The 19,891-nt window shown below is 44.9% G+C and carries 17 protein-coding genes; 3 read left to right on the top strand and 14 right to left on the bottom strand.

Annotated features, from left to right (window positions below; translation table 11 throughout):
- Positions 1-4: 4 nt before the first annotated feature.
- Positions 5-1,405 carry a BamA/TamA family outer membrane protein gene (locus AC0IYG_RS12720; protein ID WP_471711438.1) on the bottom strand — a complete coding sequence of 467 codons (1,401 nt, stop codon included), beginning with the start codon at positions 1,403-1,405 and terminating at the stop codon, positions 5-7.
- 479 nt (positions 1,406-1,884) lie between these two features.
- On the opposite strand from AC0IYG_RS12720, the gene AC0IYG_RS12715 reads away from it, so the two are divergent.
- Both AC0IYG_RS12715 and AC0IYG_RS12710 read left to right on the top strand, forming a co-directional pair.
- Complete coding sequence (locus AC0IYG_RS12715) at positions 1,885-2,112, top strand: hypothetical protein (RefSeq protein ID WP_471711437.1); 228 nt, start codon at positions 1,885-1,887, stop codon at positions 2,110-2,112.
- Positions 2,099-2,644 carry a TrmH family RNA methyltransferase gene (locus AC0IYG_RS12710; RefSeq protein WP_471711436.1) on the top strand — a complete coding sequence of 182 codons (546 nt, stop codon included), beginning with the start codon at positions 2,099-2,101 and terminating at the stop codon, positions 2,642-2,644. The genes AC0IYG_RS12715 and AC0IYG_RS12710 overlap by 14 nt, the downstream gene beginning before the upstream one ends.
- Before the next feature lies 1 nt (position 2,645).
- Here the strand turns inward: AC0IYG_RS12710 and AC0IYG_RS12705 are convergent, their stop codons facing one another.
- The 8 genes from AC0IYG_RS12705 to AC0IYG_RS12670 form a co-directional block, all read right to left on the bottom strand.
- Positions 2,646-3,437 (bottom strand): queuosine precursor transporter, encoded by a 792-nt coding sequence (locus AC0IYG_RS12705; RefSeq protein ID WP_471711435.1) that lies wholly within the window; start codon positions 3,435-3,437, stop codon positions 2,646-2,648.
- A gap of 47 nt (positions 3,438-3,484) precedes the next feature.
- Positions 3,485-4,729 (bottom strand): pyridoxal phosphate-dependent aminotransferase, encoded by a 1,245-nt coding sequence (locus tag AC0IYG_RS12700; protein ID WP_471711434.1) that lies wholly within the window; start codon positions 4,727-4,729, stop codon positions 3,485-3,487.
- 130 nt (positions 4,730-4,859) lie between these two features.
- The gene (locus tag AC0IYG_RS12695; protein WP_471711433.1) at positions 4,860-5,765 is read right to left on the bottom strand and encodes a BT_3987 domain-containing protein; all 906 of its coding nucleotides are present in this window, start codon (positions 5,763-5,765) and stop codon (positions 4,860-4,862) included.
- Positions 5,766-5,775: 10 nt separating this feature from the next.
- Entirely contained in the window at positions 5,776-7,350 is a 1,575-nt protein-coding gene (locus AC0IYG_RS12690; protein WP_471711432.1) for a SusD/RagB family nutrient-binding outer membrane lipoprotein, read from the bottom strand.
- A gap of 10 nt (positions 7,351-7,360) precedes the next feature.
- Positions 7,361-10,516: a SusC/RagA family TonB-linked outer membrane protein gene (locus tag AC0IYG_RS12685; protein ID WP_471711431.1), complete on the bottom strand. Its 3,156-nt coding sequence runs from the start codon at positions 10,514-10,516 to the stop codon at positions 7,361-7,363.
- 234 nt (positions 10,517-10,750) lie between these two features.
- Positions 10,751-12,175, bottom strand: coding sequence for a SusD/RagB family nutrient-binding outer membrane lipoprotein (locus tag AC0IYG_RS12680; RefSeq protein ID WP_471711430.1), 1,425 nt, complete (start codon positions 12,173-12,175; stop codon positions 10,751-10,753).
- A 48-nt stretch (positions 12,176-12,223) separates the two neighbouring features.
- A complete protein-coding gene (locus AC0IYG_RS12675) occupies positions 12,224-14,671 on the bottom strand; it encodes a TonB-dependent receptor domain-containing protein (RefSeq protein ID WP_471711429.1) in 2,448 nt (815 codons plus the stop codon).
- The gene (locus AC0IYG_RS12670; protein WP_471711428.1) at positions 14,619-15,503 is read right to left on the bottom strand and encodes a TonB-dependent receptor plug domain-containing protein; all 885 of its coding nucleotides are present in this window, start codon (positions 15,501-15,503) and stop codon (positions 14,619-14,621) included. Before AC0IYG_RS12670 ends, AC0IYG_RS12675 begins: the two co-directional genes overlap by 53 nt.
- Before the next feature lie 430 nt (positions 15,504-15,933).
- Between AC0IYG_RS12670 and AC0IYG_RS12665 the strand changes: the two genes are divergently transcribed.
- Complete coding sequence (locus tag AC0IYG_RS12665; RefSeq protein ID WP_471711427.1) at positions 15,934-17,262, top strand: amidohydrolase; 1,329 nt, start codon at positions 15,934-15,936, stop codon at positions 17,260-17,262.
- A gap of 4 nt (positions 17,263-17,266) precedes the next feature.
- Here the strand turns inward: AC0IYG_RS12665 and AC0IYG_RS12660 are convergent, their stop codons facing one another.
- Genes AC0IYG_RS12660 through AC0IYG_RS12640 form a run of 5 tightly spaced genes read right to left on the bottom strand, consistent with a single transcriptional unit; the run spans position 17,267 to position 19,849 of the window.
- Positions 17,267-18,067, bottom strand: a complete 801-nt coding sequence (locus tag AC0IYG_RS12660) for an SDR family oxidoreductase (protein WP_471711426.1) — start codon at positions 18,065-18,067, stop codon at positions 17,267-17,269.
- Between the two features lie 6 nt (positions 18,068-18,073).
- Positions 18,074-19,003 carry a S66 peptidase family protein gene (locus AC0IYG_RS12655; RefSeq protein WP_471711425.1) on the bottom strand — a complete coding sequence of 310 codons (930 nt, stop codon included), beginning with the start codon at positions 19,001-19,003 and terminating at the stop codon, positions 18,074-18,076.
- 26 nt (positions 19,004-19,029) lie between these two features.
- Complete coding sequence (locus tag AC0IYG_RS12650; RefSeq protein WP_471711424.1) at positions 19,030-19,287, bottom strand: Txe/YoeB family addiction module toxin; 258 nt, start codon at positions 19,285-19,287, stop codon at positions 19,030-19,032.
- Positions 19,278-19,478 (bottom strand): DUF2683 family protein, encoded by a 201-nt coding sequence (locus AC0IYG_RS12645; protein WP_471711423.1) that lies wholly within the window; start codon positions 19,476-19,478, stop codon positions 19,278-19,280. The genes AC0IYG_RS12650 and AC0IYG_RS12645 overlap by 10 nt, the downstream gene beginning before the upstream one ends.
- 44 nt (positions 19,479-19,522) lie before the next feature.
- The gene (locus AC0IYG_RS12640; protein WP_471711422.1) at positions 19,523-19,849 is read right to left on the bottom strand and encodes a DciA family protein; all 327 of its coding nucleotides are present in this window, start codon (positions 19,847-19,849) and stop codon (positions 19,523-19,525) included.
- Positions 19,850-19,891: the final 42 nt, after the last annotated feature.

Genomic DNA, 19,891 nt, shown 5'->3' with positions numbered 1-19,891 from the left:
ATATTTATAAAATTGCAACGAGACTCCAAAAACACTTTTGATCAAATTTTCCTGCTTGGGAAGGATGTTTAATGATGTTCCGCCCGATTCGACTGCAATCCGAAAAATAGTGCGCATTGCGTTGCGGTCCCATTAACGCATTAGTATTATAGGTAAAATTGAAATTGATATCCGATACAAATGATCGTTGAAAACTGTTGTAAAGGTTGTTTCCTTGCTCCCTGAGCGAATTAAGCAGTTCCTGGAAATCGGGACGTATATTTTGTGTATTCAAAATGTTGAGGTCGACCAATGACAGGTTGAAAAGCGTCCTGCTGGTCGGCTGCCACGAATAAGTCATGGCCACTTTCACGTTCGTACGCGTGTATTTGGGCCTGTTGACATAGTTGTAACCCAGCCCGACCTGTGTTCTGGGGTTGTAAAATGCAGTTTGCCTTTGTAAAATGTTGCCCGGTGTAAGCAGGCGCGGGAATGTTAATGAGGTGTTTATACCAATTTCTTCACTTCGATAAATAGACTTTGTGCCCAGGAAACCCGGAACGAGCTCAATGCCGCCGCGGACGTTCGCTTCAAAGTTTTCAAGCCCGTTGAAGACATTCCTGATCTTATAGGAAAGGTTCGCAAATGGCCCGGGAGCGCCTTGTAACTGGATTACATTCAGACCAATGTCGGTTGAAATCTGATATTTTTCGAGCGGAATGACTTTGAAATAACTGTTAATGCCGCGTCCGGTCGAGTCAAGCGTGTAAGTGTAATTTACAAAACGGAACTGGTCTGTGAGTGAAAGCTGCTGCTGCGTGTCCCGCTCTCTTTGCTGACTGTAAAAAGCGCCGGGCCTGACCTGGATCTTGCTGTCGAGAATCCGCGTCGAAAATCGTTTGTCGGAAAATGTATAATTGATTCCCTGATAATTGACCGTGTCCTTGCGCTCGTAACGCGGATCGGTGGAGCCGGTTGGCGGAAGCACTTCAAAATGGACCGAATTGATCTTATAACGATCCGCGTTTTTCACCGATTCAGGGAGGTCCACCCGAACTTTCACATCAACCGATTTGAACAAACTATCCGTTGCCCTGTTGGTAATGGTGTCATTGATTAGATAAGAGACATTCTGGCGAGAAAAACCAAGGTAACCTTCATTTCGAAGCAGTGTTTCGATCCGGATCCGCTCTTCTTCAAACGCATCGCCGTCATAGCGCTTTTTGCTCTGAAGCGAAGGATTTCTATTATTTGCCGCCACAATGCTGTCCGCCAAGTCATTACGGATCTGATATTCAATGTCCCGGATCATCGTCGGCCTTTTCTCACTCACCAGATAATTCACCCTGATCCGATTAAAAGTTGTATCAGGCTTATAACCCACGCTTGCCTCAAAAAAACCATTGTTATACAGATATTTCTGCATTTTCTCCGCGTTCTGCGGTCAACTTCGGCAAGGTTAAAATAGACAGGCGCTTCACCCAGGACACGCATCCAGAAATTGCCCTGCTCTGCGCGTGCCTGCGCTTTTTCTAGTTTTTTAGCATATCTGCGCTGGATCTTTTCCAGCTTTCTGGGAGAATTTTCGTGTATGCGGGATTCATTTTGATAATTTTGCGTGATTTCAATTACTTTCCGCTGCTTTTCTTCGCGGTTGTAAAAGAGTTCACCAAAGCGATATAACCCAACATAAGGGGAAAAAAGGGAGGCCCAGAAGACGTCTGTTGGGTTTTTGCGGAATTAAGGCGTCAAGTTCTGAGTCGTTAATGATCTGGTTTCCTTTGATCGACGAATTTCCGAGATAATAACTTTTGGATTGAGAGGCGGGCTTGGGTGCGCAGGAAGACAATCCCACCAAAATCAGGAAGAAATACCAGCTATATGTAATCTTACAATTAATATTCAATGCTGTCAAAAAATCGTATAAAGTATATTAACTCGCTTAAAATCAAGAAGTTTAGGCAGCTCCATCAGTCGTTCATTGTTGAAGGTGCCAAGAGTGTGCTTGAATTGCTGGAATCCGATTTTGAAATCGAGTTTGTGCTAACAACACAGGAATTTCAACAAAAATACTGCAAGTATTTTAACCGCACACAACACAATCGTAGAAACGGTCACGTTGCAGGAGCTTGAAGGTTTGGGTTCTTTCCAGACCAATGATTCTTGTCTGGCTGTTGCTAAAACGAAGCAAAACGAATTTTTGTCTCCCGGCAATTCAGAATATGTGCTCGTTTTGGACGATGTGCGCGATCCTGGAAATCTCGGGACCATAATCCGCGTCGCAGATTGGTATGGGATCAACAAGATCATTTGTTCCAACGACACAACGGACGTCTACAATCCGAAAGTGGTCGCTGCCAGCAAAGGCTCATTTACGAGAGTGCAAATTTTTTATACAGATCTGGCTGCTTATCTCAATGAAAATGCAAACGATAAACCAGTAATCGGCGCGTTTTTAGGAGGTGAATCACTTTATGAATTTCAATTTTCCAAATCTGGCGGATACATTGTAATGGGTAATGAGTCCAATGGCGTTGGAAAAGCAGTTGAACAATTGGTTACCGACAAAATCACCATTCCAAGGGTAGGAGAGGCGGAATCGCTGAATGTTGGGATTGCGACGGCTGTTATGCTTGATAATCTGCGGCGCCAACTCGCCGTGTAATCTAGTTTTCGTGCGCGGCTTTGTGCGAGAGTTCTTCCGCGTATTCTTTTCCCAGATAATTATCGATAAAGTAATGCGCCACGTAAAGCAGCGGCGTAAGCATGATCGCGACAAGGCCTTTGTATAAATAATTGATGGTGCCGACGGAAAAAACCTGGCTCAGTTCCCAATTCCCAAATACATAAAATGCAATGGTGATCACGACAAAGCTGTCGATCAACTGAGAAAACATGGTCGATCCTGTTGCGCGGAGCCAGATAAACCGGCTTCCGGTTTTTCTGCGGAGCCATGAAAATACAGCCACATCCAGCAACTGTCCCAAAAGAAAGGCAACAATGGAGCCGATCATAATGCCTAATCCCTGGTTGAAAATCTTCGCAAATGCATCATTAATGTTGAACACATTGCCGGCTTTGTCGGTGTTATTGATATCCAGCCAGAATTGTGCAGGCGGCAAGAGCGTCGCGACGAGGATCGTGATAAATGTGTAAGCGATAAAGCACGCTGTCAGAAACGAAATGCGTTTTACGCCTTTTCTGCCAAAATATTCATTGATAATGTCCGAAGTGATGAACACGACGGGCCAGTTGATAACCCCGGCCGTCATGTTGAAATCAAGCCGCTGACCGCCTATGAGCAGTTGCGCTGGCGGAATGCCGAGCAATGTTTCCACCGAAAATATCTTCCCGCCAATAATCTCGGCGATCAATGCATTTGTCAAGAATATGCCGCAAAGCAGCAAAAACAAACGTTGCCGCTTTGCTTCCTGGGCATTCGTATTTTCGATGGTCATTAATTAGCCAAAAATAAAGCTGATAGGGATTGGTTATGGTGCCTTTTTCAGGCGATTACATCCTCAACTGTTCGGGTTGATAGGATGCGGTGATTTTCAAGGAAAAACTCGATTTTATCCATTGCTTGGTTCAGTTCGTCGATTGTTGGTAAAAAAACAATCCTGAAATGGTCATCAGAAATATAGTTGAAACCGGTGCCCGCAACGACAAGTACTTTCTGGTCGCTTAACAGGTCATAAACAAATTGTTCATCCGTTTTCAAGCCGAATTTTTTCAGATCGATTTTTGGAAAAACATATAAAGAACCTTTTGGCTTCACACAAGTGATTCCCGGAATGGAAGTAAGGCGATCGTAAACCAGGTTCATTTGTTTATGCAATCTCCCGGTGGGCACAACCAGCTCCTTAATGCTTTGGTAACCGCCTAATGCAGTTTGAATCGCATATTGGGTCGGCACATTGGCGCAAAGCCGCATGCTTGCGAGCAGCAGAATGCCTTCGAGATAAGATTTAGCTTTGTGTTTGGCACCACTCATGATCATCCAGCCACCGCGAAAACCTGCGGAGCGGTAATTTTTGGAAAGACCGCCATAAGAAACGCAAAGTGTTTCTGTCACCAGCGAGCCCATCGGATAATGTACGGCGCCGTCGTAAAGGATCTTGTCATAAATCTCATCAGAGAAGATGATCAGACCGTGTTCCTCAGCAATTTTTGCAATCCGAATCAGCACGTCTTTTTCATACACCGCGCCGGTTGGGTTATTGGGATTGATCAGCACGATTCCCTTGGTGCGGGATGTGATTTTCTTTTCAAGATCTTCCAGGTCCGGGTTCCAGTCTGCCTGCTCATCACACACATAATGCACGGGCGTGCCTCCGCTTAATGCGATGGCAGCGGTCCAAAGGGGATAGTCGGGCGATGGCACCAGAATTTCGTCACCGGGATTGAGTAACGCCTGCATAGAAAGCAAAATGAGCTCGCTTACGCCATTGCCGATAAAAATATCATTGATCTCAACGTCCTGAATGCCGATGGTTTGGGTGTAATGCATAACAGCCTTACGGGCCGCAAACAATCCTCTGGAATCCGAATAACCCTGCGCATTGCGGATATTCATGATTATATCGTGAACAATTTCGTCCGGAGAATCAAATCCGAACGGGGCCGGGTTGCCAATGTTAAGGTTATGAATTTTGTAACCTAGGCTTTCCAGCTCCAATGCTTTTTGGTAAGTAGCACCACGAATCTCATATTTAAGATTATTCAGGCGCTGGCTTTTTAAGAATTCCATTGTTTTAAGATCAGGATAACCACCAAAGTTAAAGAAATCGATTGTAAAAAAAATTAGCCGGCCCGAAACGGACCAGCTAATATCAAACTATTACGTAATAAGGAAGTGTATTATCTTCTAATGCTATTTCTTATTTTCTTACCAAAATTTCCTCCGTCACACGCCATCCGTTTCCTCCCATGTAACCATAGCGCAGATAGAAGGTTTTGGTTGCCGGATCGTAAGTGTTATTGGCTTTTGACGCACCAGTCCAGGCCGCTTTATAGGGAGCAGGCAATTCTTTATCGAATTGCGTGTAAGGCGCCCCCGCTGCTCCCGCCGCAGGTGTAATTGTCACCTTATTTGTTTTTGGATCAATGGTCAGGTTAGCATTGTAGCCAGATCCGCCCAAGTCACCCAATTCTACTGAAACTGTTGTTGGTGAAACCGTTACCATTGGTTTGTCTTTGGCAACAGCTCTTGGTGCAGTCGGGTGATAAACATATCCGGTTGCGGCGTAAGTCGCATCGTAAATGTTCTTTGCCTTCACAGCCAGCAGGATCGTTCCAAAGTTGCCGCTTACTACGCCCGTTGAAGCAGATTTGATCTGGATTGGAAGCACATAGTTTTTAGCAAAATCGAATTTCGAAGGTTTCAGCTTGATCAAAACCTCTGCTCTGCGCTGTCCTTTTGGAATAACAACAGATGCAGGGATTGTATAAAGATCAGGCGTAATTGCTTCAAATTCTTCTTCCTGCTCGATGTTATACTGCGTTACCGCAGCCGTATCAACGCCTAATGTTACTGTAATGTCCTGAGGTGCAACATCTGCGCCTGAGTAACTTACTTCCACCGGATAATCGGCTTCATCAGCCAGGTCAAATGACTGAGAATAAAGCGAATAAGTGCTGCCGGAAGGCGAAACAAAGCTGGAAGGGTTTTTGAACTCAACCACATTGGTCGATTCGTCAGGATCCAGGGAAATGTCGTCTTTTAGGCAGGATGTGAAGGCCACACCAAAAAGGAAAAGGCCAGCTATTTTTATTGAATAGTTCATATCAGATTTTTCAGTTAGGATCCCAGAAGATCAAATCAGTGAATGGGTTAATCGCCCTGTAATTTCCAGCATTGTATGATTGCTCGGAAGTCGGATACAGAATTCTTGAAGGAAGCTTGTCTGCACGGGTAGAAGTGGAAAGCAGGGAGGCAATGTTGTGGAAACTGTCGCCGTTTGGCTGTGTTACCGGATAGCCCGTTCTTCTGAATTCGTTATAGCCTTCTTCTGAATTGATCATGTTTACTGCAATCCATTTTTGTGTAATAATGGCTTCCAGGCGTTGCGCCGGCGTTGTTGCGAGCTTAATGTTAACAAGATAGCTTGGTGCATTTTCAGTTTTGTAAGCAGCAACATCGGCTGTCACATTCTTTCCTGCTGCAACCACATTGGTCACATCTTTGTACAAGTAAGTGTAAGATGCAACGATACCAGCATCAAAACTTGCCGCGAAGTCGCCTGTGATAAAGCCTTTCAACCGCGCTTCTGCCTGCAAGAATTGCGCTTCTGCAAGCAGCATCAGCACTTGTCCCTGGCTTGCGCCTTTCAATACACCAAGTGCATTTCCGATGCTGGAAGCACTGCTGAAAGTGCCCGTATACCAAGTCGAATAGTTGGTAATAATCGTCGGTGCATCTACTTCGTTTCCAAGCTGGTTAACCGGTGTGTTGGTTTCGAAGTTTTTGTAGATCACACTGCCTCTTCCGGTGTCTTGCAGCTTTTGACCTTTGTAAAAACCAAAAGCGAATTCAGTCGGGATGCGGGAAGAGTTAGCGAGCGTACCGGTTGTGGTATAGCCCCATGCGTTCCAAAGTGGGTTCGGCTTGTCTTTCACATATCCCGGGTTGACGATTGCATCATCTGTAATGAATCCAAGCGTCTTGTCCATCGCAGCAAATTTTGTTGTTACAAAAGAAGAAAGCGTAGGCACACCTGAAACGCGAACCAGAATGCGCAGCTTGATGGTGTTGGCAAACTTTTTCCATTTATCCATATCGCCGCCAAACATTGGATCTGATGAGGAGTTCAGTGCGGTTGGAAACTCTGCTGCATCGATCAGGGCGATTGCTGCGTCCAGTCTTGTAACCAGATCCTGATAAATAGTCGCTGCGTCGTCATACTTAGGCGTCAGGTTTGCGTTGTTTTGCAAAGCTTCTGTGTAAGGCACATCGCCAAATGCATCAACCAGTTTCTGGAAATTGTAAGCAACCATAATGTTGGCCGCAGCATTGGCATAAGCTTGCGTATCGTCTCCTTCTGTCTGGTCGATCACATATTTGTAATCGTTCAGGTTATCATAGGCATTCACCCAAAGTGCATTGTAGTTGTCCGGGATCAGCTGATAATTGAATAGGTTACCAAATCCCGAGAAACCACCTGCATTGGCAATATAGCCTCCGAAATGTCCTCCGTAACTGTTATACTGGCTCGATACCGAGGCCGTGCCGGTAATGGCAGCGGGCAAAACAAGCAGCGGCTGTACGCTCGTGGCCTGGTTTGGGTTGGTGTTGATATCGAGATAATCACTACAAGATGAAAGTACTGTGACTAACAGTGCCAGCATCCAACTGATGTTATATCTTTTCATTGGTATTTAATTAGAATGTTAGTGATAATGTGCCGCCGAAGTAACGAGCTGGCGGTGTTTGGCCAAGGCTGGTGAAACCAACTGCATTACTGTCTGAACCGTTTGAGCTATACTCAGGATCTGTATAAAGGTTTGATTTAGGAGCCCATATAAAGAGGTTTCTTCCCTGAATGCTTACACTTGCACCTTTGATGAACTTCGTTTTATCAAGGAATCCTTGTGGCAGCTCGTAGCCGATAGATGCTTCGCGCAGTTTCCAGAAACCGGCAGAGTTCGTGTAGTTGCGACCAATGTTCGTATTTCTTGTTCCGTCCGTCCAGAAATCAGCGCCACCGCTTCTTACTGCAATGTTGGTGTTCTCTACATATTCGCCTTCTCCGTTCATGTATGAAGAATTTGGAATAACAAAACGGTCACGGTTATACCAGCCTGTGCGCACACCAGCACCAGAGAAGTCATAACCTCCGGAAACAGAGTTGAAGATGTAATGGCCATTGCGATATTCAAACAGTAAGTTGAATCTTAACTTTTTGAAAGTTACACCACCATTAACACCCAGAATGTGAGGCGGGTTAGTGATTCCCACGTCTTGGAACGTTCCGTTTGTGGAAGGATAACCTGTTTTTGAATCAACAATAATTCTTCCCTGATCATCGCGGTTGTAATCAGTTACCTGAAGAAGTGGGAAAGGAGACCCAACTTTGGCGATAACTCTCGCGGCAGAGCCCGAAGTTCCGATGCTCAGCTCATTGGATTGTGCTGAAAGAGAAATGACTTTGTTCTGGTTGTAAGTATAGTTAGCGCCAAGGTCAACGCGCAATCCCCAGGCAGTTTTGATCGGAGTTATGTGCAATGTTGCCTCGATCCCTTTGTTTTCAACCTCTCCAATGTTTGTTCTCAGAGATCCGTAACCTGTTGAGTTTGGGATCAAAACAGTGATCGTTTGGTCAACTGTGTTGGTTTTGTAATAAGTTATACCACCACCAATGCTCCATGGACGGAATTCGAAATCGATACCGCCTTCGATTCCTGTTGTGATCTCAGGTTTCAGATCCGGAGAAACAAGCGTGTTGTCCAGTACAAAACCAGCACCGCTTGTGTAAGGATAACCGAAAGCTTGTGAGAATGTGCTGTTCAATGAATAAGCACCCAGGTTGTTCAAAGGAATTGGACCGAAATCTCTGTTGTTACCCAAGTTAACCTGTCCAACCTGCGAGTAACCCGCACGCAGTTTCAAGCTTTCCAGGAATTCAGAATTAGCAAGTCCCGGAATCGCGTCGCTGGCGATGAACGAGATATCCGCAGAAGGGTAGAAGAACGAACGGTTTTCTTTCGCCAGGATCGAGCGCCAGTCATTTCTTGCAGTTACGTGCAGATAAAGGAATTCTTTGAAACCAAGACGGGCTTCACCGTAAACACCAATCTGGCGTGCTTTGTAATTGCCTTCATTGGCAATCGGTGGGTTCAAGCTGTTACCGACATTATAAAGTCCGTCGATTACAAGACCATTTGCAATGACACCCATTGCCTTTGTTGCATTCTCACGAACGGTTGTTCCTACGGCCACATTCAGGTTGAAATCAGGCGTAAGATTGGTTCTGAACTCAGCCAAAAAGTCATTTACGAACTGGGTTGTATAACCTGCATAATCCACAACCTGACCAGCGATGTCTGTTTTAGAGCTTCCAGAGATGCTTTTGGTGTAATCTGTGTAAGTGAATTTGCCACTATAAACTTTTCCTGACAAGTTACGTCCGCTCATACCCACACGATAAGTGAATGTAAGTGGCTTGATCGGGTTCCACTTCAATTCCATATTTCCCTGCAAATAGTCATTGCGCTGGTCCCAGCGGTTGTTAGACAATGTGAAATATGGGTTTTGGTAATATTCGTTGAAATAGCCGTTCGGGTTAGCAAATGGATTGTTTTGCCAATCTTCGTATTTCGTAACGTCCACCTGACCTGGTGACATCAAAAGGTTTTCATAAGCATTTGATGTAAGGCTGCTTTGGTTTGTGCGACCAGCGATAAAGTTGGTGTTAAATGACGCAGTCAGGTTTTTGTAAATGTGACGCACTACGTTTGCACGCACGCTGTAACGCTTGTATTTGTCATAAGGCACAGTGGATTTCTGGTCAAAATATTGAGCAGAAAGATAGAATGTGCCTTTATCGTCTCCTGATGTAACGCTCAGGTCAGTTTGATTGGCTACGCCCGTATTCCAGAAGTTTTCACGGAAATTTTGGGTTGAATAAGGAACGGACTGAATAGATCCATCCTGCAACGGCTTACCAATATTGACCATAGAACCATCAAAGGCTGGTCCGTATTGCTGGTTTTCGTACGGTGTGTAAGAAGGCACATCATCCGGCGTTGTTCCTGATCCGAATCCGTTTTGCAGCTGAGGCAAAAAGCTTACTTTTTCAAGCGTAGTCGTGTTCGAAACTTTGAACTGCGTTACACCTGATTTTCCTTTTTTCGTAGTAACGATAAGGGCACCATTGGATGCATCTGAACCATATAATGCGGCTGCACCAGCTCCGTTCAAGACCTGAATGTCCTCAATGTCTTCCGGGTTAAGGTTTCCAAGAATATCATTTGTAGAGATAATGTTGTCGATTACAACCAGCGCCTGGTTGTTACCAGTAAGTGAACGGTTACCGCGTAGTACTAAACGATAATTTGGATTCACCCCGCTGCTCACACCCATTACAAGCAAACCCGGCACACGTCCTGCAAGGCTGGCCGCCACACTAATGGGTTTTCCCTGGACAATGTCCTGCGCTTTTACCGTAGTAGACTGGTTACCCAGCTCGCGGCGTTGTGCGGTAAGACCACCTGCTGTGATCACGACTTCATTTAAAGCAAGCTCATCAAGGGTTAAAACAACGTCCAGATTTCCGGAAGCAGGCACTTTAATCTCCTGATTGAGAAAGCCGACAAAAGAAAAGATAAGCGTTTGACCCTGGCGTGCATTGATGCTGTATTCGCCTTTGTCATTGGTAAGTGTTCCGGTGTTAGTGCCCGCAACCCTGATAGAAACGCCGGGTAACATTGATCCGTCGTCTTTGGATGTAACCGTCCCGGTCACGTCCCGACTTTGGGCGATTGCCTGACTGCAAAGCAGCAGCAACCCTCCCAAGAAGAGCAGTAAATTTCTTTTCATTAAGTTAGGTTTGTTAAGTAATAATGCTTGCGTAAAAATAATTATTGTTTTGACAATTGCAATCCGAAAACTTAGTATTTCGAAACTTTTATTTGGGCTGAAAGTAGTTTGTGCAGATTAAATTTTACTAAACCGTGAATCTTCGAAATTTACAATATGTATTAACGCATTTTGTAGCTTCCAGGGCATAAAAAAGGGGACATTGCTGTCCCCTTCATTATTCAGTAAGTCGGATTAAAACTTATCCCACCACAATTTAGTCGTAACCAGGTCACCACCAATCGCGCCAGCTGCTGATTCGCGGTTTGCACCGTTCAGCGTTTGTTCGTTGATCGGGTAGATCATTCTTACAGGGATTGCAAGTCCGGCAGGTGCGTTACCGCCAGTTGGAGGCAAAAGTTTCGGGAAGTCCAATCTTCTCCATTCAACCCATGATTCCCATCCTCTGTTGTATAATGCAAGCCATTTCTGGAAACCGATTTTTTCTTTCCAGTTTGAAGAAGCTGTTGCATAAGCAACTTTTGGCTGTGCAAGATAAGCGTTGGTTGCAGCTGTAATAGAAGCAGCCGGTGCACCGATGTTGCTCATCCAGTATTCGATTGAAGCAGCAACACCTTTGTTATAATGTGTAGCAGCAGAGCCTGTAATGAAGCCTCTTTCAACCGCTTCTGCAAGCAAGAACTCAACTTCGGAATAATCCAATAAGATACCTTCCAAATCCGGCTCGATAATGTTGTCTCCTACGTGAGAGAAAGCAGAATAAGTGTTTGAGAAACCGTAGTTACCGCCTACATATACACCAGCGTCATTTGGCGTGAAGAAAGCAGGAAGTCTTGGGTCTTTCAACTCTTTCATCGGGTTCACAATCGTAGCCGATGCAACAAAATCCTGGCGGCTAGAATAGGCCGGGTTCAGGTTCTGCGCAATCACGTTGTAGTTAGGCGGCGTGCTGATGTAAGGGAATGCTGCAATGTCATTGTTTGACGTGAAAACATTCGGAGCAGCTTGTGCTACCAAAGTTTTTGCTTTTGCAGGATCACTGTCAGCAATGATCATCGCCAGTTTCAGTTTCAAAGAGTTTGAAAACTTATACCATTCGGCAAGATCTCCTTCGTAAAGCAAATCGCCGTCTGTGAAACCTGTTCCTGTTGTTTTGAATTTTGGAATTGCAACATCCAGACGCGCTAAAAGGTCGTCGTAAACTGTTTTCGCATCATCATACTTTGGAAGAACATTATCCGGATTCATTGCTTCTGAATAAGGAATGTTGCCAAAAGTGTTCACAAGTGCAGCCCAAGCCATAACCTCAATCACTTCGATCTGAGCAATTTGAACGTCTCTGTTCGCAGGCAGGATAAACTGATCTTCGTTAAGCAATGTGCGTGCTTCTGTCAAATCAGAGATAACGCCTTTGTAAAGTCCCTGCCAGAAAGCCTGAGGAACCGTACGCGCTGTTACGTTGTAACGAGGCTCATCCAGATAAGTGGTTGTAGCCCACTGCTGTACGTACAAGCGATAGTTATTTACGTTTACGTTAGGGCTGGTCAGTGTATCAGCAAGCCCTTTCAATGCATTGGAGAACAATGTAACCGGCGGCACCTCAGAAGGGCGCTTTTGGTCAACGTTATAGTCGTCCAGGCTGTCGACGCACGCGGTCATCAGCAGGATCGGGAGAAAAGAAAATGATTAATCTTTTCATACTAGTTATTAGAAACGGAATTTAACATTGAAACCATAACTTCTTACTGCTGGGTAAGCTCCGCTTTGGTAACCACCGGCGCCATTCAACAATCCTGAACCCAAACCTTCCTCTGGATCTTGGAAATCCATGTTTTTATGGATAATCCAAAGGTTACGTCCGATCAGCGATACGTCGATTCCTTTGAAAGCACGAAGTCTTTCAACAACACCTTGTGGGATCGAGTAAGTCAATGCAACTTCTCTCAATTTAATGTAGCTCGCGTCGTAAATGTACATCGCGCGAGGTGGGTTGGCTGGGTATCCGTAAGCAGTGTTACCATTACCGTCAGAGTTTTCTGCTCTGATATCGTTTGGCGTTCCGTCCGCTTTAACACCTGGGAACAATACACCACCTGGTTTGTCAGTCAAGCCCAATTTTTTGCCATCTGCATCGTAGTTGTAAGCAGGGTCTCTCTTAGGATTGCCAAGCTCGTTCAAGCCAGCTGTAACCGGATAAAGACCTGTTCCTTCACCATACCACTGATCCAGTGACCAAACATCGCCACCATGACGAATGTCAAGCAGGAAGCTCAAAGACACAGATTTGTACTTCAAATTGTTGCTCAAACCACCGATCCAGTCCGGGTTTGGATTACCAATGATCTCAGCAGAACTTGCAGATGCCTGATACATACCGTTCGAACGAACTACTTTCTGTCCATTGTCCGGGTGATAAACAAAGTTTGTTCCTCTGATTATACCAAATGGCTGTCCAACAGCAGCATTAAGTGAAACACCACCTTGCAATGAAGCAACAGGAACGTTCAATACACCTTCGTAAAGACTGATAACCTCATTTCTGTTACGCGCAAAGTTTGCGTTTAATGTCCATGAGAAATCACCCGTTTTGATCGGCGTTACATAAGCAGAGATCTCGATACCCTTGTTCTGAACTTCTCCTGAGTTGATATACTTGAAAGCAAATCCGGTTGCGGCAGAAATAGAAACAGGCAGGATCTGATCCAATGTTTGTGAGCGGTAATAAGTAAAGTTAAAACCTACACGGTCATTCAGGAATGCAGTTTCCAAACCGAACTCATAGCTTTTTGTACGCTCTGATTTCAGGTTAGGGTTGTTTTTCGTGTTACGAAGCGTAAAGTAAGGAATCGATCCGATACCGGTTGGCTTGTCATACACGTCCAATGTACTTCCCCAAGGTGCATCATTACCCACCTCAGCGTAGTTAGCGCTGATTTTACCCATTGTCAACCAGCTTGCTTTCAATCCCGGAAGGTTTGAGAAGTTGAAGTTGGCTCCGATCGCTGGATAGAAGTATGTGTTGTTATCTTGTGGAAGCGTCGAAGATTTGTCTTGTCTTGCAGTCAAATCCAAGTTGATCAGATCTTTGTAACCAAATGAAGCTTGTGCATAAATACCATCTACACCAATGCGCTGAGAAGTTTCAGACGGTGCTTCAATCGGGTTGATCGAGTTAAGCAAAGAGTAAAGTCCTGGCACAACCATTCCACCGTTTGTCTTCGCTCTGATCGAGTTCAAACTTGATCTACGCATGCTTCCACCCGCCAAACCTGAGAAGTTCAGATCTTTTGTAATTGCCTTGCGGAAATTCACGATCACATCAAGGTTGGTTTCGTTGAAACCACGGTTGTAGCGGCTGTATTCAGCTGGATCTGCGCTACCGAACGCGATTCTTTCTTCCTGGAAATCCTGTGTTCCGTTGTATGCAAAACGACCTGTGATGTCAACCCATGGAGCAAGTTTATAAATCGCCTGCGCATATCCGAAGAAGTTGTCACACGTGTCGTTTGAGTAATTCTGATAACGTGAGTAATAAGGGTTTTCAGAGTAAATGGGGCCGTTTGTATCAAATGGTCTTGTTGGGCTTCCCCAGTTCCATGTTACATTCTGCTCATTTCTGAAATATGCATCTTTTTGTTCCTGCAAATCAACGTTGGTCTGGAACCACTGTCTGAACTGTTGGTTAGGGTTTTTACCATCGTAACCTGTTCCGTAACGGCCAAGACCTTTGATTTGTGAGTAGTTGGCGTTAGCCTGAACTGTCAATTTTTTAGTCAGGTCAAATGAAGCTGAGAAGTTGAAAAGGTTTTTGCCCAACTTACTGTTAGGAAGCACGCCTTTCTCATCATTTCTTGTGTAACCAACTTTAAATGTTGTGTTTTCGCCACCACCGGTGATGCTAACGCTTTGGTTAGAGTTAACACCTGTTTCGTAAAATGAAGCCGGTCCGTTTTTAGCAGCAACCCATGGAGTCATTTTTTGGTAGTTTGGAGAACTTGGGTCAAGTGCATCCCACTGATAAACCATTACATTCGGATCGAATTTTGGTCCAAATGAAGCATCCGCATCAAATAATGTAATGTTGCCTTCTCCTGAACCCAGGTTACCACGATAAGAAACGCGTTTTTGCGCGGTCGCCATCGTAGCCAGCACCATATTCATTCTGATACTTAACAAATGTAGATTTGTCGATTTTACCCCAGGTAACACCGCTGTTGACAGTTACGTCAAAACTGTTTTTGCGACCTTGTTTTGTAGTGATCAAAATCACACCGTTAGATGCACGTGAACCGTACAATGCAGTTGCAGCAGCACCTTTCAAAACGTTAACAGAAGCAATGTTGTCCGGGTTGATATCCGCAGCAGCATTACCGTAGTCAGTTCCCGCACGACCAGATTGCTGATCAGCTGTGTTGGTGTTTGCATTGGAAACAGGCACACCGTCGATTACCCAAAGCGCCTGGTTGTTACCAGTAATAGACTTGTAACCACGAATAACCGCGCTGGTCGATCCACCCATGTTGTTGTTGGTTTTGATATCCAAACCAGCAACTTTACCTGCAAGCGCATTCATTACACTTGGGTTACGCGCCTGCGTGATCTGCTCGGCGTTAACCTGCTGTGCAGCGTAAACAAGTTCGTTTCTTTTTCTTTCCTGGCCCAATGCCGTCACAACAACCTCTTGTAACTGGCTTACATCATTCTTAAGAGCAATGTTGATAACGGACTGGCTTCCCACTGTGGCTTCCTGAGTCTGGAAACCGATGAAGCTAAACACAAGCGTAGATCCTGGTTCCGCAGTGATAGAATAAGCTCCATCCGCATCTGAGGTTGTACCACGATTAGTACCTTTCAAAGAAATGTTCACACCCGGCAAACTAAAGCCGTCTTCAGCGCTGACTTTACCAGTCACGGCGCGATCCTGGGCGAACACCTGAGCTGTCAATAGCAGCAAGCATCCCAGTAGGGATAATAGAGTCTTCCTCATACGTGATTAAAGAGTTTGATTTGTTATGTTAACATAATGTTGCAAAATTAATTATTAGTTTAACCATTACAACGTTTTAATTGCGAAATTTCAAAATATAGTTTGGTATCAGCCATGTTTTTGGCGAATTTTATAGCTGGCAAAGGCCATTTTTTGCGATTTTTTTAAATGTTTGAATTTTGTCAAAATTGGGCTACTATTATATATTTGTTAACAATTGAGCGGTTTCTTTAACTTTTTCGTATCATTACTGAGAACTACTTTTAAGTTTAATAAATTATCGGTCACTTTGACGCTAGGTATATACGTTTGAGCCGAAAATTTTTTTGAGCATTAAATTTTTTTCTAAATTTCATCTTGCAGTTGTTGTTTTGCGGCCTGCGTATATTGCACTATTTCAATATGTTTCACTTCTATTCCCTTAGCAATCATGCATAAGACATTACTCTCCGCGTTATTGGGTTTGTGTTTTCTTCAGGTAAAAGCGCAATCAAACTTGTCAGCCGGCATTGATCAAAAAGCGCAGACGCTCGAAAAGAAGCTGGTTGAATGGCGCCGGGATTTTCACCAGAATCCTGAGCTGGGAAACCGGGAATTCAAAACGGCCGAAAAAGTTGCTAACCACCTCAAACAGTTGGGGATGGAAGTGAAAACCGGCATTGCGCACACGGGCGTGGTCGCTATATTGAAAGGTGGGAAGCCGGGTCCGGTTGTTGCGCTAAGGGCAGATATGGACGGGTTGCCGGTTACAGAACGTGTGGATGTGCCGTTCAAATCACAGGTCGTGGTTGATTATAATGGTCAAAAAACGGGTGTTATGCATGCTTGCGGGCATGATACGCACATTGCTATACTGATGGGCGTTGCAGAAGTGCTTGCGGGAATGAAAAATGAGATTCCGGGCACCATCAAGTTCATATTTCAGCCTGCCGAAGAAGGTGCGCCGGTCGGAGAAGAGGGCGGTGCCAAGTTGATGGTAAAAGAAGGTGTGCTGGACAATCCGGCCGTCGAGGCGATTTTTGGCTTACATATTGATTCCCAGATTGAAGCAGGAAAGATTGCATATAAGCCGGGAGCGACCATGGCGGCGGTCGATTTCTTCGCCATTGACGTGAAAGGAAAGCAAACGCACGGCGCTTATCCCTGGTCGGGTGTGGATCCGATCGTTACTTCTTCGCAAATTGTAATGGGTTTGCAAACCATCGTGAGCCGTAATTTAAATCTTACGCAGGCACCGGCCGTAGTAACTGTGGGTGCGATCAATGGCGGCATCAGACAGAATATTATTCCGGAATCTGTGAAGATGATCGGAACAATCCGCACGTTTGATGAAACCATGCATACGTATGTGCACAAGCGGATGAATGACATTGCGACCAACATTGCTGAAAGTGCAGGAGCGACTGCAAAAGTCGACATTACGGTCATGTATCCGGTGACATTTAACAATGTTGCATTAACCGAAAAGATGATCGGAACACTGGAAAATGTGGCTGGCAAAGAACAAGTGCTGTTGATTCCTGCCAAAACGGGTGCAGAAGATTTCTCTTATTTCCAGCAAAAAGTGCCGGGCTTTTTCTTTTTCCTGGGCGGAATGCCAAAAGGCAAAAATGTTGCAGATGCAGCGCCGCATCATACGCCTGATTTTTATGTAGATGAAAGCAGCCTTGTGCTTGGCGTGCGTTCACTGTCCCGCCTGGCGACAGATTATTTGCAAATGGCCAAAACGACAGATTCGAAAAAGGTAAAAAGTAAATAATAGCTTATTCAGGAATGTTTTTCCGGACCTGATCAAAAAGCAGGTTCGGGAAAAAGCGTTTCAAGTAAATCGCAGCTACTTCTTTAAAGCCGCCGATATAAATTTCTTTTTTATCATTTTTAACCGCATCCAGGATTCGTCGCGCACATTCATCAACGGGAATTCCTTTGGCTTGATTGGAATCCATTTTGCCAAATTTACTTCCCGAAGCGTCTAATGCATTAAGTGAAATATTGGTTCTGATATATCCCGGACAAATGGTGGTTACCTTGATGTTGTCTTTATAGCCTTCCGCACGGAGCGCGTCATAAAATCCTTGTAATGCGTGTTTTGCTGCATTGTAACCGGATCGCATGATCGTCCCGATCTTGCCCGCAACGCTGCTGATTACGATAAAATGTCCGCTTTTTTGCTGCATCATGTAAGGCAGAACCGCCTTTGTGATAGCGACGGTGCTGAAAAAGTTGACATTCATCAATCGCTGGTAAACATCCAGATCCGTATCATTCACATACGACCGCTGGCTTACGCCTGCATTGTGCACCATAATGTCCACCCGGCCGAAATGCCGAATAACCTGTTCAGCCGCACCGCGCGCCTTTTCAAACTGCGTAACATCCATGGGCAGCACCAACACCGATGAGTCGGGTAAGCCCGTTGCGAGCTTCACGCGCTGCAATTCATCTTCGCGTCTTGCCGTCAGCACGAGTTTGGCGCCTTCTTTTGCAAATGCCATAGCAATCGCCTCGCCGATGCCAGATGATGCTCCCGTTATCCAGACCACTTTATCTTTCAATGTCTCCATAACAGGCTAAATAATGTTTGACTCCGCGAACCGAAACGAAACTGCTTCCTCATTCACGTCTAGAATCGCCTGCATTCCTACGCCCATTGCACGGTTATCGCCCACATGGCCCACAGGGAAATTGAAACAAACGGGATAATCAAATGCTGCAACGTGCTCCTGAATGATCTCGTAGGCGCTTTTTCCGAATGTTGGGTTGCTGTTATCCTTCATATCAGTGAATTGCCCCACGATAAGGCCGGCCAGTTTGTCCAGTTTTCCAGCCCGCTTCATCTGGATCATCATGCGATCGAGATTGTATAAATATTCGTTAATGTCTTCAATGAAAAGGATTTTGCCTTCCGTATCGACTTCCGTTTTGGAACCGATCAAATGCGCAAAAATGCAAAGATTTCCGCCGACTAACGCACCAGCCGCATCTCCAATCCGGTTCAATGTATGACCTGGAATGTTGTATACTGGCATTTCGCCAAGCAACATTCGCCGTAGTGATTCCTTTGCAATTTCAGCGCCGTCCGTCGTGATCGACTTTGCCATAGGCGCGTGCAAACTGGCGTAACCAAGGTCGTAAATTTGTGACAGGAATACAGTAAGGTCGCTGAAACCAATGATCCACTTGGGGTTTTTCAGGAACTGATCAAAATTGAGATTATCGACGATCCGCGAACAGCCATAACCGCCGCGCGCTGCAATGATGGCTTTGATCGAAGGGTCGTCCAGCATGGCTTGCATGTCAGCCAAACGTTCGTCATCCGTTGCAGAAAACTGATTGTAAACGGTTTTGAGTGTTTTCCCTTCCACCACTTCAAGCCCCCATTCATTCTTGAAAATATCAATCCCCGGCAGGACGTCCTCATAATTCAAAACACTTGCCGGCGCCGTAACGCCAATTTTATCTCCGGGTTTAAGGAAAGGAGGAAGGTTGATTTTGTTCATTCGCAATAATCACTTTGATACTTGAATTAGTAGTGACCTTTTAGAGATAATACAAGTATCATATCATCGAATACTTCATAAACAAGGCGATGTTCTTTATCTATTCGTCTGGACCAACATCCAGAAAGGTCATGTTTTAGCGCTTCTGGTTTTCCAATTCCCGCAAAGGGTGTTTCGGATAATGATTCAATAAGTGCGCGTATTTTCTTTAAGATTATAGTGTTGTTGGTCTTCTTCCAATGCAGTAATTCAGCACTCGCCCGTGGGGAATACGTTACTTCCATATATCGTCAAGGTCAATCTTGACACCTTTGCCTTCATGAATATCCTGCCGGCCTTGCTTAATTTTTTTTACAAATTCAGGATCATAGGGACTTTCTTCCCGTTCCTCGAATGCAACCTGGAAGTCTTTCAACAGGTTTTTAACAGCTGTCAAAATCGCTTCATCTTCTGTCTTAATCAATAGTGTTGTCATGTCTTTATTTTTTTAAACGAAATTAAAGATAGCTGAGTTTCTACCTAAATAAAAACCACTTCTTCCAGCAGATCTGAACCCATTTCGCGGTTAATTAGCTCGATGATTTTGCCTTTGGCGCGGAAGAGTTCGTTGCGTAGTGGGGCGGATTCTATTTGCAGAAATAATGTCCTGTCTTTGATATAAACCGTTTTCGTGCGGGTTGCGATCGCCGAACCCATAATCTTATCCCAATGCGCTACGACGTAAGATTGATCAAAGCGATTGCGCAAGCGATATTTTTCCAACATTTGATCAATTGCATCTTTCAGCGGCGTAATGCCGGGCCGGCGCGATGCTTTTTCTTTGTCGAAACGATAATGTTGTGCCATATTAATCAGGAGTGGATCTTACAAATGTAGCAAGTTCTCACA

The sequence above is a fragment of the Dyadobacter sp. AC419 genome (assembly GCF_979253085.1).
The sequence above is the reverse complement of the archived record's forward strand: the minus strand, read 5'-3'. Positions and strand labels throughout refer to the sequence as shown.

Coding starts and splice junctions, on each gene's coding strand:
- AC0IYG_RS12720 (WP_471711438.1), bottom strand. CDS start 1,405: ATGCAGAAATATCTGTATAACAATGGTTTTTTTGAGGCAAGCGTGGGT.
- AC0IYG_RS12715 (WP_471711437.1), top strand. CDS start 1,885: ATGCTGTCAAAAAATCGTATAAAGTATATTAACTCGCTTAAAATCAAG.
- AC0IYG_RS12705 (WP_471711435.1), bottom strand. CDS start 3,437: ATGACCATCGAAAATACGAATGCCCAGGAAGCAAAGCGGCAACGTTTG.
- AC0IYG_RS12700 (WP_471711434.1), bottom strand. CDS start 4,729: ATGGAATTCTTAAAAAGCCAGCGCCTGAATAATCTTAAATATGAGATT.
- AC0IYG_RS12695 (WP_471711433.1), bottom strand. CDS start 5,765: ATGAACTATTCAATAAAAATAGCTGGCCTTTTCCTTTTTGGTGTGGCC.
- AC0IYG_RS12690 (WP_471711432.1), bottom strand. CDS start 7,350: ATGAAAAGATATAACATCAGTTGGATGCTGGCACTGTTAGTCACAGTA.
- AC0IYG_RS12685 (WP_471711431.1), bottom strand. CDS start 10,516: ATGAAAAGAAATTTACTGCTCTTCTTGGGAGGGTTGCTGCTGCTTTGC.
- AC0IYG_RS12680 (WP_471711430.1), bottom strand. CDS start 12,175: ATGACCGCGTGCGTCGACAGCCTGGACGACTATAACGTTGACCAAAAG.
- AC0IYG_RS12675 (WP_471711429.1), bottom strand. CDS start 14,671: ATGGTGCTGGCTACGATGGCGACCGCGCAAAAACGCGTTTCTTATCGT.
- AC0IYG_RS12670 (WP_471711428.1), bottom strand. CDS start 15,503: ATGAGGAAGACTCTATTATCCCTACTGGGATGCTTGCTGCTATTGACA.
- AC0IYG_RS12665 (WP_471711427.1), top strand. CDS start 15,934: ATGCATAAGACATTACTCTCCGCGTTATTGGGTTTGTGTTTTCTTCAG.
- AC0IYG_RS12660 (WP_471711426.1), bottom strand. CDS start 18,067: ATGGAGACATTGAAAGATAAAGTGGTCTGGATAACGGGAGCATCATCT.
- AC0IYG_RS12655 (WP_471711425.1), bottom strand. CDS start 19,003: ATGAACAAAATCAACCTTCCTCCTTTCCTTAAACCCGGAGATAAAATT.
- AC0IYG_RS12650 (WP_471711424.1), bottom strand. CDS start 19,287: ATGGAAGTAACGTATTCCCCACGGGCGAGTGCTGAATTACTGCATTGG.
- AC0IYG_RS12645 (WP_471711423.1), bottom strand. CDS start 19,478: ATGACAACACTATTGATTAAGACAGAAGATGAAGCGATTTTGACAGCT.
- AC0IYG_RS12640 (WP_471711422.1), bottom strand. CDS start 19,849: ATGGCACAACATTATCGTTTCGACAAAGAAAAAGCATCGCGCCGGCCC.